Consider the following 12,992-nt stretch of genomic DNA (forward strand, 5'->3'; position numbering starts at 1 on the left):
TTTTTTGGGGCCGGCGGGATGGCCATTTCGGGCCTGACCGGCGAGAACCGCCGGCTCGCGAAAGACTACCTGGAAGGGCTCGGCATCCTCGCGTCGATGCGGCTGTGCCCGAACGTGCCCGGCCAGTACGCGATCCAGACCGCGCTCGGCGGCTATCAGAGCATCAACGACCTGATCGCGCCAGGGGGGCGACTCTACAGGCAGCGTGAGCTCGCGTACGACATGCTGACGGCGATCCCCGGCGTGAGCTGCGTGAAGCCCGAGGCGGCGCTGTACATGTTCCCGCGGCTCGACCCGAAGGTGTATCCGATCCAGAACGACCAGCAGTTCATTCTCGACCTGCTGCTCGAAGAGCGCGTGCTGCTCGTGCAGGGCACCGGCTTCAACTGGAAGACGCCGGATCACTTCCGCGTCGTGTTCCTGCCGAACGTCGACGACCTCGCGGATTCGATCAACCGGATCGCGCGTTTCCTCGATGGCTACCGCAAACGTCATACGGCCTGATGGGTCGCCAGACAGTTGTATCGCTTAAACGTCAGTTAGAAAATCGTGTTTCTGCTTCGGCGGAAGCTGTTCTAGCAAACCAACGAGCAGACTAGTCCGAGGAATGCTGAAAACGACGGAATCCTTCGAGTCATCAGTGAGCCCACTGGACGTACGCGATGAATTAAGCAAGCCGCACCAAAATTCATTCGCGCTGGGTTCGACGCGAACGCGGAGTTACTCCAACGCTCGGTCGTGGTGTCAGGCGGGGCTTGCCGTTGCCTCAGTAGTCTCGCAACGTTGAACGACACCAGCTCGCCGATATCGGCGCCGGGCCCACTTTGAGCCAAATCGGCTGGCAAATCGAGCAGATACTCGCGAGGCTCGACTTGCAGGTGTGGCGCGCGAGCGTCAAGGCTATGATCATGACGCTCGCCTTCACTCGGGCAACCGTCCCAGCAAAGGAGATAGGACTTCCTCCCCCGCCCACAGCGATCAAATGCGACGCTCGCTCAAGTTGTTCTCGACGGATAGCAGGTCTTTGGTAAAGAGCGCCGCCGTTTTTTTCTTGATTCCCAGATTCATCCTCGGGCGCTTGTTCTCCGCTTTCAGGCGCAACAATTCCATCTCCTCCAGCGTTCACCCCCCCTTGCGCCTGCGCTGCTCAGCCCTGGTCGGCCATGACGGCAGACAAACAGGGACCCGGGAGGTGCGAAACCGCATCGACGTGCCCACTCCCCGGTATCCAAGGCAAAGGTGCCGCGGGCCGGAGTTGGCCCACCAGTCGAAATCAGGGCGATATGCAAATTCGTACTGGTCCCGCCAGTTCGGTGCGGCCGTCTGATTTCGCCATCTGACTGATTTTCCGACAATGAGATCCAACACGAAATTTTATGTTTCGTTCATCAGTCACGCGAAGTAGCCGAATCGACCCCTGAGACGACGAGGATTGTTCCATCGTTCTAAAAGTGTCGGACCTATGTTCAGGCGTCGCGTTACCAACGATCAATCTGACCGGTTCCGATCATGACTCAAGATATTCGACCTGATGTGCAAGCTGCGATGCGGACCTTGACCCACGAGGAAGGCCCTCCCGCTTTGGCACACCGCCCGATGGGATGGCTGATTACGGCACTGCTTGGCTTGGTGGCAAGTGGCCATGTAGGTGCGCAAACGAAGCCTGATCAGGCATTGGTCAGCGATGCTGCAATTGCACTGAAATCAATTTCGGCGGAGGCAAAACAGCCGTCTACGTCGACAAGCCGCACGCCCCCAACGACGTTCGCGCAGTGGCTTGAAACGCAACCGTCGAGTACAGATGGCATACCTTCGATAGATTCAGCCGCGCTACGTCGCATCTTCCTTAGCGCTGTCGAGGAGGCGGAGAAGCGCAGTCCCGAAGTGGGGCAGGCGTATGCCGACTACGAGGCCGCAAACGCAGATGTCGACGAAGCGAAAGGGCAGCGGTGGCCACAAGTTGATATCGGCTCGCAGACGCAGGGCCTTAAATTTGGTCCCGGCAATCAGAACGGCTACGACAACGGTAATGTGGTTACGGCGACTGTTACCACGACCGTATACGACTGGGGCCGCACAAAGAACACGATTGGGAGCCGTGAGCATCTCTCGGATGCCGCGCGCAGCAATTACACTGCGGCTCGCGACCAGAATGCGTTCGACGTGACGAGCACGCTTGTTGAGTTGGGCAAACAACGCGCAATCGTTGAGTTGAGTCAGCAATTCGTCGAGAGGATGGCCACGCTCGTGAAAATGCTCGGTGAAATTGTGGCTGTCGACCGAGGTCGCGGTAGCGAACTCACGCAGGCGAAGGCCCGTCTGTTGCAGGCTGAAGCCGCGCGTGATTCCGCACAAGCCAGGGTGCGCGATGCGGAACTGAAGTTACAGAAGCTGGTAGGCGAGACCACTCCGCCGATTCCGCGCGCGCGCAACTGGCCCATCGAGCCCGGCAAACTGCCGCAACTTCTGCAGCAGGTAGATTCTCATTCGAGCCTGCGTCAGATTCAGTCTGAGGCGAATGCTGCCGACCTGAATGCAAAGGCGGTGAAAGCGTCGGGACTGCCGTCGGTCAACTGGGTTGTCAGTGCGAATACCGGGGTCGGAGGCACGGGACAACGAGCTCCGTGGCAGACCATGCTGACGCTCAACTGGGGGGCATTTCGTGGCGGTTCGACGCAGGCGGCCACGGCTGCGGCCGGGTATAGGGCACATGCCACGTGGCAGCGCTTCGATCAGCGGCGGCGTGACCTTGAATATGGCATTCGTGCTGCGGATCAGGACGCGCACACTATGCTTAGCCGTGCGGACCAATATGAACGACTCTCCGCCGAGACTGATCAGGTGCGCAAGGCTTTCTTCGAACAGTGGTACCACCTGGGCAAACGAACCCTTCTGGATGTGTTGCTCGCCGAGAACGATCACTATGGCAACAGCGTGAGCGAAGTGACGAATCGCTTCGACGGCTACGCGGCGGTACTGCTGGAATACGCATCGGCAGGTGCACTGGTTGACTGGCTAGCGACTGGCCGCAGCGGCAGTTGAGCGTTCACCGAGGCGGGGTTGCTGGGCGCAAAGGGATAATCGACCGTACGCATGCGCTATCTGGTTCACAACAAACGCAGCCGGTCGGCACCGCGAGATCGAGCGCGTACTACCGACCACGGTCGGTCAGCAGGGCCAATGAGTCGCTGATGTGACGAGTCGACGAACTACACATGGAGTTCAGCTTGCCTGAGCACTGATGCTGGCGCACCTGTCATAGCGGAAAGGCTATGAAGTTGGTCGCCGCCGCTATGGCGAGTGTGTGTAGTCGAGCCGCTGATCAACTATGTGACCGAACGCGCACGCACGTTCCCGGACCTAAGTATTGAACGGCTGCTACGGACGTAGCTTCCGGCGACATTCACGGGTCGAGTGATTTGTCCTTGTTTGTCAGTCACGTGGCAGGATCGTTCGAAGCTTTGTCAGGTAAGGCTCCGTGGGGCGTCATTCTGAAAAACTCCGCGGCGGTCGGTTGTTTTCCGGACGGGTTGCCTATATTTGTGCCGCCGCGATTATTGCGCGCGATATTCTGACATAATCACTCACCGTCGGGACAACTAGGCATTAGTGGGAGTGGGCACTTTTGTTGAACCGGATGCCCCCCACACCCGAGCTGCGAGGTGTTCCCTGGCTCGTTCGGACAGGTTCTCGATATTTTTGAATGGAGCATCCGACGCAACCACGCCGCCGATTTGATCGCAGGCAGCGTCGCGAAGTATGCCTCCCGGCGTCTGATCTGCTAGGCTCGAATGGGGGCTGTTTCCGGTTGAGCAGCTCTATGTATTCGCCAATGGAGCGCCGAGCATGGCTGACCGACTCGTTGGCCTTCAGATAGACTCCCTCGTACCTGAGGCTGCGCCAGACTTGTTCGGCGAACACGTTGTCACAGCAGCTGCCACGGCCATCCATCGACAGCCGGAATACCCGCAGCACGGCCTCGGTGAACGCGCCCGCCGCGAACAGTCCGCCCTGATCGGTGCTCACGATGTCGGGCAGCCCGCAGCGCGCGAGTGCCTCCTCGGGTACCTCGATAGCGTACTTAGCTTTCAGCGTAATGGCACCCCCGTGTGCGAGTACCTTGCAACTCAGCCCGTTCATCACTGGCGTCAGATAGATGAAGCCATGCATCGTCGGAATGTACGTCGTGTCGAGTGCCGCCGTTGGGTTGGCCCGTTCGGTCTTCAGGCCACGCAGCAGATAAGGCCAGATATTGTGCTGCGTGTCGCGGTGGATCGCGGTCGGCTTGATGTAAAGCGCTTCCACGTCCATGCCCTTTATCAGCGTGAGCACGCGGCGGCGATTAACTCCATGGGCTCTCCGGCGCAACAGGTGCACCAGCATCCGCGCTCAGACAAACGGAACCTCCATGTGCCGCTCGTCGAGTTACCACATCAGGAGCTGATTGGCCCCGTTCACCGCAAGCGGTCGGTAATGCGCGTTTGGTCCTCCGGTGCCGACGAGCGGCATCGATTGCGAAGCTCCCAGCGCAGGCGTACGGTCGATCATCGCTTTGCGCCCAGCCATCCCGCCTTGGTGGGCGCGCCGTCCAAGAAGTCATTCGCCTGCGTCAAGCTGCCGATCTTGGCATGCAGTGCCATCAGGTCTGCCGGTCGCTCGGTCGACGGCGCTCCTGCCGCGCCAAAACCGTCTGCCGCACGCTCCTGCGACTGTCGCTTCCATTCCATGATCTGGTTCGGATGCGTGTCGAACTGCTGCGCCAGTTGGGCCAGCGTCCGCTCGCCTTTATTCGTTGCCGGCGCCACCTTCGCTATGAACGCCGAGGACTGTGTCTGTCGGGTTTTCCTCGTCATCGTGTCAGGTCCCTTTGCCCGCACTATTGTTGGCTCAGGTTCCGGTCAATCCACTTGTCCGGCTGTCCAGATTTGCTCGGGCGTCTCTCAATCATTACCGATCTATTCGAAATCTGTAATGTATGTGACTACATTTCAAAGCAGGAAACCTTCAAATGGATGATTTCACCATCCGGGTCATTCTCGCCGATGACCATCCAGCTGTCGTTGCCGGATTACTCCATACGCTCAAGAAGCACCGCACGCTTGACGTTGTGGATACGGTTGGCAATTCCACCGAATTGGTTGCCGCACTTGGCAAGCAGCCCTGCGACGTACTCGTATCCGACTACGCGATGCCCGGCGGAGACTATGGCGACGGCATCACACTGTTTTCATTTTTGCGACGCCGGTACCCGGCTCTACGGATTGTCATATTGACCATGATTGACAATCCTGGCGTGATTCGCTCTATTCTCAAGCTCGACATTCAATGCATTCTAAGTAAGGCTGATACGACCGACCATCTGCTAGCCGCAATTCATGGCGCATATGCAAATGGTCGTTATTTTTCCCCTACCATTTCGAAGATTGTCTGGCAGCTCGACGTTGAATCTTCCGGTTCCAGTAGCCGGGCGCTCACCAAGCGTGAGTCTGAGGTAATTCGGCTGTTTGTATCGGGACTCTCTGTCAACGAAATTGCGGCGCAACTCAGTCGCAGCAAACAGACTATCAGCGCGCAAAAGACCAGTGCGATGCGTAAGCTTGGCGTGGAGACCGACACCGAGCTGATCAAGTACTCGATCGGGGCGGCGCTCGCGGAGGAGCCGGATGACAAAGATCGCAATGATGGGCTGGACGACCCCAAACCGGGGGCAAGCTAACCCTATTGTGGCGCGACAATCTGGATGAGAGATAGGCGACAAACAATATGAGAATGGCGCGGCGGCATCGAAAATGGAGATGTTGACTGACGCTGACAATCGCAGCGCGTCAATCAGTCTTTGGCGAGAAGTCCTCCCGGCGCTACGGCACGTCGACGTTGTGGGTAAGCGGTCAGCAAACCCACCCGTCTTGAAGGATTCGGCTGGTAGATGGTTTAGGCCGGCAGCCAGCGACGTGGTAGCAAAGCTGCGATGTCGCTAGCTCGGCGGATCGGCAGTCATGTGAGCACATTGCTTAGATAGGCGTGCGGTTCATGTGCATTGAGTTGTGCTGAGCACAGCAGGCACGTGATGGCTGTGGCGCGTCAGACCGCTCGCAAGTGAGCCAGCGACCAGCCAATTCGCCCTGCCGATGGCCCATGGACGGATCTGATTCTCGACCCAGTTGTTGTCTATCGGCACGTGCCTGTCGTCGGGATAGCGCGTCAGCGCTTCCCAGCGTTTAGGACTGTAGTCGAGCGCATTCGCAATCGCGGAGCCTTCCGGAACCAGTTTGCGCTGCGACATCTTCCATTTGCAAAGGGCGTCGTGCACCAGTGTGCTCCGGCGCCGTCGAAGCTCCCGGCGCTCTTCGGTATTCAGCACCACGGCGTCGCGCTCGTTGTCGTAAAGACAGCGAGAACGGCATTGCCTGTTTTGTAGTGTTCACGTGTCCACCTATTTTAAGTGGATACGATGCGTCCAAGACCTTCAGTCCAACTCGGGACGTATGACCGGGCGCGTACGGCGATAACTCGCGACGTCAAGCTCGACGACGGTCCAGTGATGAACCAACAGGCCGACGGCCGCCAATGCCATAGACGGATCAAGGAACACCTTGTTGTATTCCCTAAGCGGTGACCGGCTGTTATGGAAGGGATGGGGCGGCGCTTATACCTGGAGCTGATGAGTTCAATGAGGACCGATGTCTCGGCCTGGTCATTGGTGACATACCCGAGATCGTCCAGAATGAGCAGATCGAATAGATCCAGCGATTGATGGCAACATCGAGAGCCAGTTCACGACCAGCGAGCTGGAGCCGCCGCACGAGGTCAGAGGTGCGGCCAGAGTCGCCTGCACAACGAAATGCCGATCGGGTTGTCTGCGCCCGAGAGAGCAATTGCGCACAGCGCAACTGCCCGCATTCGTTTGAGTTCATGGGCTGGCGTGCCGCTGCTGGGATTGTTCTCCAAAGGCTCCCCCAATATTCAGAATGGCGTCGCGCATTGATTCGCTATGCAAACGACGTCAGTACCCGAGTTTTCGCCTTGGTTTATAAGCCGCTCGCGTGAGGGCCTCGCTTTAGCGCTGCTCCGTCCAGTGGCATTTGGGTGAAAGGTGAGCGAGCTACGAATTCGTACTGGTCCTGCTCCGTCGATGTGACCGTCTGATTTTTTCAGCTGACTTATTTTTAGACAATGGGAACCAGTGCGAAATTCTACGTTTCGTTCATCAGCCACGCGAAGTAGCCGAATCGACCCTTAGGCGACAAGAATTGTTTCATCGTTCTGTACGTCCAGATCACGGTTCAGGTATTGCGCCACAACGATCAATCTAACCGGTTCCGATCATGACTCAAGACGTTTTTCCTGATGTGCAGGCTGCGGCGCAGACCCTGACCAACGAGGACGGCCTACTCAGGTCCGTAATGTGGATCTGCGAGCACTACGGTTGTGGCAAGACGGCGGAGGCGCTGACCGCTGGCCTGCCGAAGAGCGGGATGCTTTCGCCGTCGCTGGCGCTCGGCGCTCTGTCAAATGCGGGTCTCACCGCGGGTCTCGTGGAGCGTCACCTGCAACTGCTGCCGGGGCACGTGCTACCGGCCATTTTGCTCCATCGCCGGATGGGCGGCTGCGTGTTGCTGGGTAGACGGACGAATCCGGACAAGGAAGCCAAGAGCCGCGTTCTGTACCAGGTGATCGTGCCGGAAATCGGCCAGGAGCCGGTGGAGTACACCCAGGATGAAATGGATGAGATCTACGCGGGCTACGCCATTCTGGTCAAGCCGACGGCCAGAATCGAGTTGCACGAAGGCGACAGCGTCGAACCGGCCGGCCACTGGCTGCTGGGTACGCTATGGCGATATCGGCGCTACTACGCAAGTGCCGCGCTTGGCGCATTGCTGATCAATGTGCTCGGCCTCGCCAGCGTCTTTTTCACAATGAATGTGTACGATCGCGTGGTACCGAACCAAGCCTACGTCACGCTCTGGTCGCTCGCGATCGGCGTAGGCATTGCGATGCTATTCGAAGCGATTTCTCGACATGTCCGTAGCCATTTGCTGGACGTCGCTGGCAAGAAGGCGGATCTGATCATGGGCACGCTTCTGTTTCGGCGTGCGCTCTCCATCCGGATGGAGCACAAGCCGGCCTCAGCTGGTTCATTCGCCAACCAGCTGCGCGAGTTCGAGTCGGTGCGAGACTTCGCGACCTCCGCGACGCTCTCTGCGATTTCCGATCTGCCGTTTGTGTTCGTCTTCGTGGGCGTGGTGTTCGCGGTCGGAGGCTCGCTCGGCTGGGTGCCGTTGTTGATGATTCCGTTGATCATCGGGGCGAGTTTGTTCGTGCAGTGGCCGCTTGCCCGACTCATGAAAGAGAATCTCAAGGAAGCGTCGCTCAAGCAGGGCGTACTGATCGAATCGGTTGAAGGTCTTGAAACACTGAAGGCCGTGGGTGGTGAAGGCCATATGCAAAAGCGTTGGGAGACCTTCAGCGGGATGGCGGCATCCTCGTCGATGAAGTCGCGCCAGATTTCCAGCAAGGCAATGAGCTTCATCACCTTCTTGCAGCAGTTGCAGACGGTGGTGCTGATTGTACTGGGCGTGTACCTGATTGCCGCAGGCGAGCTGACGCAAGGTGCGCTTATCGGCACCGTGATGCTGGCCGGTCGAATCACCGCGCCGCTGGGCCAGGTGATGGGACTTGCCTTGCGCTTCCAGCAGGCGAAGGCCGCGCTGCATTCGTTGAATGCCCTGATGGCGATGCCCGTCGACCGTGATCCGTCACGCAACTATCTGCCTAAGCCACCGCTCGCAGGACAAATCACGTTGAAAGACGTCTGCTTCTCATACCCGGCGTCAGACATGCAACAGAATCCGTCAGTTCTGAAGGACGTCAATCTGAGCATCGGAGTCGGTGAGCGGGTTGCCATCCTGGGTCGAGTTGGTAGCGGTAAATCCACCCTGCTGCGTGTGATGGCGCGTCTTTATGCACCGGTCAGCGGACAGGTGTTTACGGACGGTCTGGATGTCGAGCAGATTGACCTGGCCGACTGGCGCAAAGCGGTGGGTTACGTGGGCCAGGACGCACGTCTTTTTCACGGCACCCTGCGCGAAAACGTGATGATCGGCCGCCCCGAAGCGAGCGCTGACGAGTTTTTGCGCGTGATGCATCTAACCGGGCTTGGCCACTTCGCCAGCCGCCATCCAAAGGGCATCAACCTTCCTATCGGAGAAGGAGGTCTAGGCATCTCCGGCGGCCAGCGTCAACTGGTGTCGTTAGCACGCAGCCTCCTTGCCCGGCCGCGGCTTCTGTTGCTCGACGAGCCGACCAGCGCGATGGACAGCCAGACCGAGGCGGTTTTCCTTGAGCACCTCGCGCGCGCAACGGTCGGACAGGCGATCGTTGTCGTGACCCATCGGCCATCCTTGTTGGCACTGGTTGACCGGATTGTGGTCGTCGAGGAAGGCAAAGTCGTGGCCGACGGTCCGAAGCACAAGATCCTCGCCGCGCTGTCGGGCAACGCTAAGGCGTCTGACGTGAATGGGGCGCAGTCGCAAGTGCAACAGCGCACTCCGCCGGGAACCGTGGCCACAAGCGCTTCCGGTTCAGCCGCTACTCCCACGGGGCCTAAGGCCGCCCCTAGGGATATCAGGATCATGGCCGCAAGAAAGGTCGTTTCAGCAGCCACTGCGCAAGCCGGTACCAAGCAGGCAGGCGTGCCGAACGAGGAGCAATTTCAATGAACTTCAATATTCTCAGACGCGGTGTGAAAGAAGCCAGGCTCACCCCAGGCGACGCCGCATTTATGGCCGACATCAAGGAATCGTTGCTCACGCAGTCGACCCCAGGCTCGATGATCATGCTTTACGTGATTCTCGCGATTCTGGCAGTCAGTCTGACCTGGGCGCACTTTGCTCGCGTGGAGGAGATTACGCACGGCGACGGGACCATCATTTCGAAGAGCCGTGAGCAAGTCATCCAGAGTCTGGAAGGCGGGATTCTCGAACAACTGGATGTACGGGAAGGCGATATCGTCAAGAAGGGCCAGGTGTTGGCAAAGATCGACCCAACGCGTGCAGAGACAAGCTATCGTGAAGCCTGGTCCAAATCAGTCGGCCTGAAGGCGACGATCGCGCGTTTGCGCGCCGAGGCCTACGGGCAAACGCTGACGTTTCCGGACGACGTGAAAGCCGTGCCTGCGGTCGTGAAGCAGGAGACGCTAGCATACAACGCGCGACGCCGGGCACTGGACGACAGCGTGACTTCGCTGGAAAAGAGCTACTCGCTATCGGGCAAGGAAATCGGGCTGGCCGAGCCGCTGGCGGCCAAGGGGCTGGTATCCGAAGTCGAACTGCTACGCATGCGCCGTCAAGCAAACGACCTGCGCTCGCAGATCGTCGAGCGGCGCAATAAGTTTCAGGCCGATGCGAACTCGGAACTGACGAAGCTGGAACTCGAACTGGCGCAAACCAGCGAGACCGTAGTGGGTCGCGCCGATGTCCTGCAGCGCACGACGGTGGTGGCACCCGTATATGGCACGGTGAAGAACGTACGCTTCAATACGATTGGCGGGGTCATTCAGCCGGGCGAGCACATCATGGAAATCGTTCCGCTGGAAGATCAGTTGCTCGTCGAGGCGCGCATCAAGCCTTCGGATGTCGCATTCCTGCATCCCGGTCAACCGGCCACCGTGAAGATCACTGCCTACGACTACGGCATTTATGGCGGCCTTAAGGGTAAGGTTGAGAACATCAGTCCTGACACCCTCAAGGACGACCAAAAGGCCGCAGCGGGCCGGCCCGATGCCACCTACTACCGCGTGCTTGTGCTGACAGACTCGAGTGAGTTGCATGCAGGCGGGAAAAGCCTACCGATTCTACCGGGCATGGTCGCGACGGTCGACGTCCGTACCGGCGAGAAAACCATCCTTGACTACTTGCTCAAGCCGATTTTCAAAGCGCGTGAAGCGTTCCGGGAGCGGTAGAAGTTGTTGCGAGATAATCCTTCCGGACTGCTAGGGAAGTTAAGCTGGCGAGTTCCCTTTTCTCCTAGGCGGAACTCGACCGCCGATTCAAGTCTTGAAGGTGTCGTGAGCATTGCGACATCTTCGGGTCGCTTCGGGGTTGCGTGTCATGCCGCAGGGTGAAGGCCCAGCGGGGCCAGCGGCAACCGGTAGATCAACGAGTCCGCCAATGGCAGGATCTATGGCACGGTCGGGATCTTCGCCTGCGACGAAAAGGATCCGATGCACGGCGATCAGCGTGATGCGCCGCTTGACATTGCGCAGGGATGCTGCCCGCTTGCGTCGAGTGCGTCGTACCGTGGCGACTCAGCTTGCCACCGGGGCCTGCCGTCGCCAGCGATGAAACAGCACCGAGCCGATCCAACAAGCCATGAAGGTCGCGACGATCGCATAGCCGAGCGCACCGAAATGATCGTTGATGCCCGCGACCGCATCCCACACGCCGCCGCTCCAACCGAAGCGATCCGACATCAGTCTCAGCGCCTCGACGCCGCCGATCACGATCGCGACCACCGCCGACACGAACGTGATGCTCGCGTTGTAGTACAGCTTGCGTTTCGGGTCGTCCATCGCCCAGCCGTACGCGTGGACCATCAGCACGTTGTCGGTCGAATCGACGAGCGTCATGCCAGCCGTGAAGAGGGCGGGGAACACGAGGATCGAATAGAGCGGTAGGCCGGTGCTTGCCTGCGACGCGGCGATCGCGAGCAGGCCGATCTCGGTCGCGGTGTCGAAGCCGAGCCCGAACAGCACGCCGACCGGGTACATGTGCCAGCTTTTTGTCACCAGCCGGAACAGCGGCCGCAATGCGCGCGACAGGAGCCCGGCTGGAGCGAGCGTCTCGGCTGACGCTGCGCTCGCCGCGTCGCCCTGTTGCGCGTGCCGGTAGCGGCGCCACACGTCGCGCAGGATCACGAGATTGACCGCCGCGAGCACCAGCAGGAACGTCGCGGAAACCAGCGTGCCGAGCGTGCCGCCGACCTCCTTGAGACTCTCGAAACGCCCATGCAGCGAATGCGTGGTCCACGCGATGCCGATCGTCGCCGCGATCACTACCGTTGAATGACCGAGCGAAAACGCGAGCCCGATGCCGACCGGCCGCTTGCCGGTTTGCATCAGCTTGCGCGTGACGGCGTCGATCGCCGCGATGTGGTCGGCGTCGACCGCATGACGCAGACCGAAGCCATACGCGAGCAGTGCGGTGCCGAGCAGCAGCGGATAGTGGCGAAACGCGAGCAGCGCCCACAGCCATGCGCCCAGGTTGGCGGCGATCAGTACCGCGTAGAGCGTGACGAGGCGAGGGCGCAGCGAGGCGGTAGGCGTCATGTGGCGCGGGCAGTTAAGTGATCAAGTGAATCAGCGGCTTAGTGATCGTGTGGATGCTTGTGGATCGGATCGACCCAGTAGACCGTTTCCGGCTGCTCGACCGCGTCGATGTTCAGGTTGACGACGACCGCTTCGTTGTCGCTGCGCACGAGCACGCATTCGAGCGGCTCGTCGGTGCTAGCGTTGATCTCCTGATGCGGCACATACGGCGGCACGAAGATGAAGTCGCCGGGACCGGCCTCGGCGGTGAATTCCAGATGCTCGCCCCAGCGCATGCGCGCCTGGCCGCGCACCACATAGATGACGCTTTCGAGCGCGCCATGATGATGCGCGCCGGTCTTCGCGTTCGGATGGATGGTGACGGTGCCGGCCCAGATTTTCTGCGCACCGACACGCGCCGCGTTGATTGCGGCCGCGCGGTTCATGCCCGGCGTCTGCGCGGTGTTGGTGTCGAGCTGATCGCTGCGGATGACCTTCACGCCGTGCTCGCGCCAGTCGATCTGCTGGCTGGCATCGGCCGCCTGGTGCTCGGCCCGGTAGTGTGGATGTTCGTGATCCTGGCTCATCGTGTCTCCTCCTCGGCTTGCATGCCGCGTTCGAGTCGTTTGCTCCGGTCTTACGATTGAGGCGCGTGCCACATGAATGATCGACATTCTGGCACGTTCAA

11 protein-coding genes and 1 pseudogene are annotated in these 12,992 nt (G+C 59.6%); 5 read left to right on the forward strand and 7 right to left on the reverse strand.

Annotation, left to right across the window (positions count from 1 at the left end; genetic code table 11):
* Positions 1–504, forward strand: a 504-nt coding sequence (locus tag CI15_RS13645) for an aminotransferase class I/II-fold pyridoxal phosphate-dependent enzyme (RefSeq protein WP_153041104.1), incomplete at its 5' end; no start/stop codon positions are given.
* 474 nt (positions 505–978) lie between these two features.
* Here CI15_RS13645 and CI15_RS38040 read toward each other — a convergent pair.
* Complete coding sequence (locus tag CI15_RS38040; RefSeq protein ID WP_277621034.1) at positions 979–1,110, reverse strand: hypothetical protein; 132 nt, start codon at positions 1,108–1,110, stop codon at positions 979–981.
* A 399-nt stretch (positions 1,111–1,509) separates the two neighbouring features.
* Between CI15_RS38040 and CI15_RS13650 the strand changes: the two genes are divergently transcribed.
* Positions 1,510–3,042, forward strand: coding sequence for a TolC family protein (locus CI15_RS13650; protein ID WP_062128592.1), 1,533 nt, complete (start codon positions 1,510–1,512; stop codon positions 3,040–3,042).
* A gap of 564 nt (positions 3,043–3,606) precedes the next feature.
* Here the strand turns inward: CI15_RS13650 and CI15_RS36485 are convergent.
* Together CI15_RS36485 and CI15_RS13660 are read right to left on the reverse strand one after the other, a co-directional pair.
* Positions 3,607–4,383 carry an integrase core domain-containing protein gene (locus CI15_RS36485; RefSeq protein WP_063910536.1) on the reverse strand — a complete coding sequence of 259 codons (777 nt, stop codon included), beginning with the start codon at positions 4,381–4,383 and terminating at the stop codon, positions 3,607–3,609.
* 161 nt (positions 4,384–4,544) lie between these two features.
* Positions 4,545–4,853, reverse strand: a complete 309-nt coding sequence (locus CI15_RS13660) for a transposase (protein WP_062128594.1) — start codon at positions 4,851–4,853, stop codon at positions 4,545–4,547.
* Between the two features lie 155 nt (positions 4,854–5,008).
* Between CI15_RS13660 and CI15_RS13665 the strand changes: the two genes are divergently transcribed.
* Positions 5,009–5,716, forward strand: coding sequence for a response regulator (locus tag CI15_RS13665; protein WP_062128596.1), 708 nt, complete (start codon positions 5,009–5,011; stop codon positions 5,714–5,716).
* A gap of 215 nt (positions 5,717–5,931) precedes the next feature.
* Here CI15_RS13665 and CI15_RS35325 read toward each other — a convergent pair.
* Together CI15_RS35325 and CI15_RS36490 are read right to left on the reverse strand one after the other, a co-directional pair.
* Positions 5,932–6,388 (reverse strand): annotated as a pseudogene (locus CI15_RS35325) (IS66 family transposase); the annotation flags it as partial.
* A 50-nt stretch (positions 6,389–6,438) separates the two neighbouring features.
* Positions 6,439–6,747: an ATP-binding protein gene (locus tag CI15_RS36490; RefSeq protein WP_082814213.1), complete on the reverse strand. Its 309-nt coding sequence runs from the start codon at positions 6,745–6,747 to the stop codon at positions 6,439–6,441.
* Between the two features lie 578 nt (positions 6,748–7,325).
* Here CI15_RS36490 and CI15_RS13675 point away from each other — a divergent pair.
* Both CI15_RS13675 and CI15_RS13680 read left to right on the forward strand, forming a co-directional pair.
* The gene (locus tag CI15_RS13675; protein WP_062128600.1) at positions 7,326–9,719 is read left to right on the forward strand and encodes a type I secretion system permease/ATPase; all 2,394 of its coding nucleotides are present in this window, start codon (positions 7,326–7,328) and stop codon (positions 9,717–9,719) included.
* On the forward strand, positions 9,716–10,960 hold the full coding sequence (locus tag CI15_RS13680) for an HlyD family type I secretion periplasmic adaptor subunit (RefSeq protein ID WP_062128602.1): 1,245 nt from the start codon (positions 9,716–9,718) through the stop codon (positions 10,958–10,960). The genes CI15_RS13675 and CI15_RS13680 overlap by 4 nt, the downstream gene beginning before the upstream one ends.
* Positions 10,961–11,305: 345 nt before the next feature.
* Here the strand turns inward: CI15_RS13680 and CI15_RS13685 are convergent, their stop codons facing one another.
* Both CI15_RS13685 and CI15_RS13690 read right to left on the reverse strand, forming a co-directional pair.
* Positions 11,306–12,325 carry a HoxN/HupN/NixA family nickel/cobalt transporter gene (locus CI15_RS13685; protein ID WP_062128604.1) on the reverse strand — a complete coding sequence of 340 codons (1,020 nt, stop codon included), beginning with the start codon at positions 12,323–12,325 and terminating at the stop codon, positions 11,306–11,308.
* A 38-nt stretch (positions 12,326–12,363) separates the two neighbouring features.
* On the reverse strand, positions 12,364–12,891 hold the full coding sequence (locus CI15_RS13690) for a cupin domain-containing protein (protein ID WP_062128606.1): 528 nt from the start codon (positions 12,889–12,891) through the stop codon (positions 12,364–12,366).
* Between the last annotated feature and the right edge of the window lie 101 nt (positions 12,892–12,992).

Origin of the sequence: Paraburkholderia monticola (assembly GCF_001580545.1) — a bacterium.
Lineage (GTDB): Bacteria > Pseudomonadota > Gammaproteobacteria > Burkholderiales > Burkholderiaceae > Paraburkholderia > Paraburkholderia monticola.